This is a genomic window from Streptomyces phytophilus, from assembly GCF_013870535.1.
Lineage (GTDB): Bacteria > Actinomycetota > Actinomycetes > Streptomycetales > Streptomycetaceae > Streptomyces > Streptomyces phytophilus.
In genome coordinates this window covers 1-2,899 of the sequence record NZ_JACBXC010000776.1, presented here as the reverse complement: position 1 = coordinate 2,899, position 2,899 = coordinate 1, and the positions used below count along the sequence as shown (strand labels likewise).

Sequence of the window (2,899 nt, the reverse complement as noted above, 5' to 3'; positions counted from 1 at the left end):
GTCCCGGTGGCGGCGGCGGCGGTGGCGGCGGCTTCGCCGGTCGTCCCGGCGGTGGCGGCGGTGGCCGTCCCGGCTTCGGCGGTCGTCCCGGCGGTCCCGGTGGCCGCGGCGGCACGCAGGGCGCCTTCGGGCGTCCGGGCGGTCCCGCGCGCCGCGGTCGCAAGTCGAAGCGGCAGCGCCGCCAGGAGTACGAGCAGATGCAGGCGCCGTCCATCGGCGGCGTGATGCTTCCGCGCGGCAAGGGCGAGACGGTCCGTCTCTCCCGCGGCGCGTCGCTCACCGACTTCGCGGAGAAGATCAACGCCAACCCGGCGTCCCTGGTACAGGTGATGTTCAACCTGGGCGAGATGGTCACCGCGACGCAGTCCGTCTCCGACGAGACGCTGCACCTCCTGGGCGAGGAGATGAACTACACCGTCCAGGTCGTCAGCCCGGAGGAGGAGGACCGCGAGCTGCTCGACTCGTTCGACATCGAGTTCGGCGAGGACGAGGGCGGCGAGGAAGCGCTCGTGGCGCGGCCCCCGGTGGTCACCGTCATGGGTCACGTCGACCACGGCAAGACGCGCCTGCTGGACGCGATCCGCAAGACCAACGTCCTGGAGGGCGAGGCCGGCGGTATCACCCAGCACATCGGCGCGTACCAGGTGGCGACCGACGTCAACGGCGAGGAGCGCCGGATCACCTTCATCGACACCCCGGGCCACGAGGCGTTCACCGCCATGCGTGCCCGCGGTGCGAAGGCGACCGACATCGCGATCCTCGTGGTCGCGGCCAACGACGGCGTGATGCCGCAGACGGTCGAGGCGCTGAACCACGCCAAGGCGGCCGACGTGCCGATCGTCGTCGCGGTCAACAAGATCGACGTCGAGGGTTCGGACCCGACGAAGGTGCGCGGCCAGCTCACCGAGTACGGGCTGGTGGCCGAGGAGTTCGGCGGCGAGACGATGTTCGTCGACATCTCCGCCAAGCAGGGCCTGCACATCGAGAACCTGCTGGAGGCCGTCGTCCTCACCGCGGACGCCAGCCTGGACCTGCGCGCGAACCCGGAGCAGGCCGCCGAGGGCATCGCGATCGAGGCCCACCTCGACCGCGGCCGCGGCGCCCTGGCGACCGTGCTGGTCCAGCGCGGCACGCTGCGCGTCGGGGACACGATGGTCGTCGGCGACGCCTACGGCCGCGTACGCGCCATGCTCGACGACCTGGGCAACCCCCTGGACGAGGTCGGTCCTTCGACCCCCGCCCAGGTGCTCGGTCTGACCAGCGTCCCCGGCGCCGGGGACAACTTCCTGGTGGTCGAGGAGGACCGTACGGCCCGCCAGATCGCCGAGAAGCGCGCCGCGCGCGAGCGCAACGCCGCCTTCGCCAAGCGCACCCGCAGGGTGTCGCTGGAGGACCTGGACAAGGTGCTCAAGGCCGGCGAGGTGCAGCAGCTCAACCTCATCATCAAGGGCGACGCGGCGGGTTCCGTCGAGGCGCTGGAGTCCTCGCTCATGCAGCTGGACGTCGGTGAAGAGGTCGACCTGCGCGTGCTCCACCGCGGTGTGGGTGCGGTCACCGAGACCGACATCGACCTGGCCACGGGCTCGGACGCGATCGTGATCGGCTTCAACGTCCGCGCCGAGGGCCGGGCGACGCAGATGGCCGAGCGCGAGGGCGTCGACGTCCGGTACTACTCGGTGATCTACCAGGTCATCGAGGAGATCGAGGCCGCGCTGAAGGGCATGCTCAAGCCGGAGTACGAGGAGGTGGAGCTCGGCACCGCCGAGATCCGCGAGGTCTTCCGCTCCTCCAAGCTGGGCAACATCGCCGGTGTGCTCATCCGCTCCGGCGAGGTCAAGCGCAACACCAAGGCCCGGGTCATCCGCGACGGCAAGGTGGTCGCGGAGAACCTCAACATCGAGGGCCTGCGCCGCTTCAAGGACGACGTCACCGAGATCCGCGAAGGCTTCGAGGGCGGTATCAACCTCGGAAACTACAACGACATCAAGGTGGACGACGTCATCGCGACGTACGAGATGCGAGAGAAGCCGCGCGGCTGATCAGCAGCACAGTCGGCAGGGGGCGGCCCTTCGCGAAGGGCCGCCCCCTCGCCGCCACCCCATCCCGTATATCCCGTACCGGCGGGTGATCCGGACACACGTGTACGTAGGGACGCTTTCCTGCGACTTCCTCCTCGGCGACGTACGGTCGCTGAAGGAGAAGCGCTCCGTCGTCCGCCCGATCGTCGCGGAGCTGATCCGCAAGTACGCGGTGACCGCCGCGGAGGTCGGGCACCAGGATCTGCACCGCCGGACCGTGATCGGTCTGGCGACGGTCTCCGGGGACGCCGGGCACCTCACCGAGACGCTGGACCGGTGCGAGCGGATGCTCGCCGCCCGGCCGGAGGTGGAGCTGCTGTCCGTACGGCGGCGGATCCACCACGAAGACGACGAGTAGACAAGTGGGCAAGGAGACGGACCAGTGGCCGACAACGCACGGGCGAAGCGCTTGGCGGACCTCATCCGTGAGGTCGTGGCCGAGAAGCTGCAGCGGGGGATCAAGGACCCGCGGCTCGGCTCCCGGGTGACCATCACCGACACGCGCGTCACCGGTGACCTGCGGGAGGCGACCGTCTTCTACACGGTGTACGGCGACGACGAGGAGCGGGAGCAGGCGGCCAAGGGGCTGGAGAGCGCCAAGGGCGTGCTGCGCTCCGCGGTCGGCGCCGCCGCCGGGGTGAAGTTCACGCCCACGCTGGCCTTCATGCCGGACGCGCTGCCCGACAACGCCAAGAACATCGACGACGTGCTGGAGCGCGCCCGGCTCCTGGACGAGCAGGTGCGCAGCGCCGCGGCGGGCGCGGAGTACGCGGCGGGGGCGGACCCGTACAAGCGGGACCGGGACGACGAAGACGCGGACG

At 70.5% G+C, this 2,899-nt stretch carries 3 protein-coding genes; all 3 read left to right on the top strand.

Going from position 1 to position 2,899, the window contains the following annotated elements; genetic code table 11:
* On the top strand, positions 1 to 2,039 hold a 2,039-nt coding region (gene infB / locus H5J30_RS25080; protein WP_181789628.1), incomplete at its 5' end, for a translation initiation factor IF-2.
* Between the two features lie 100 nt (positions 2,040 to 2,139).
* Complete coding sequence (locus H5J30_RS25075; RefSeq protein WP_018839988.1) at positions 2,140 to 2,436, top strand: DUF503 domain-containing protein; 297 nt, start codon at positions 2,140 to 2,142, stop codon at positions 2,434 to 2,436.
* A gap of 24 nt (positions 2,437 to 2,460) precedes the next feature.
* A partial coding sequence (gene rbfA / locus H5J30_RS25070) for a 30S ribosome-binding factor RbfA (protein WP_181789627.1) occupies positions 2,461 to 2,899 on the top strand: 439 nt, incomplete at its 3' end.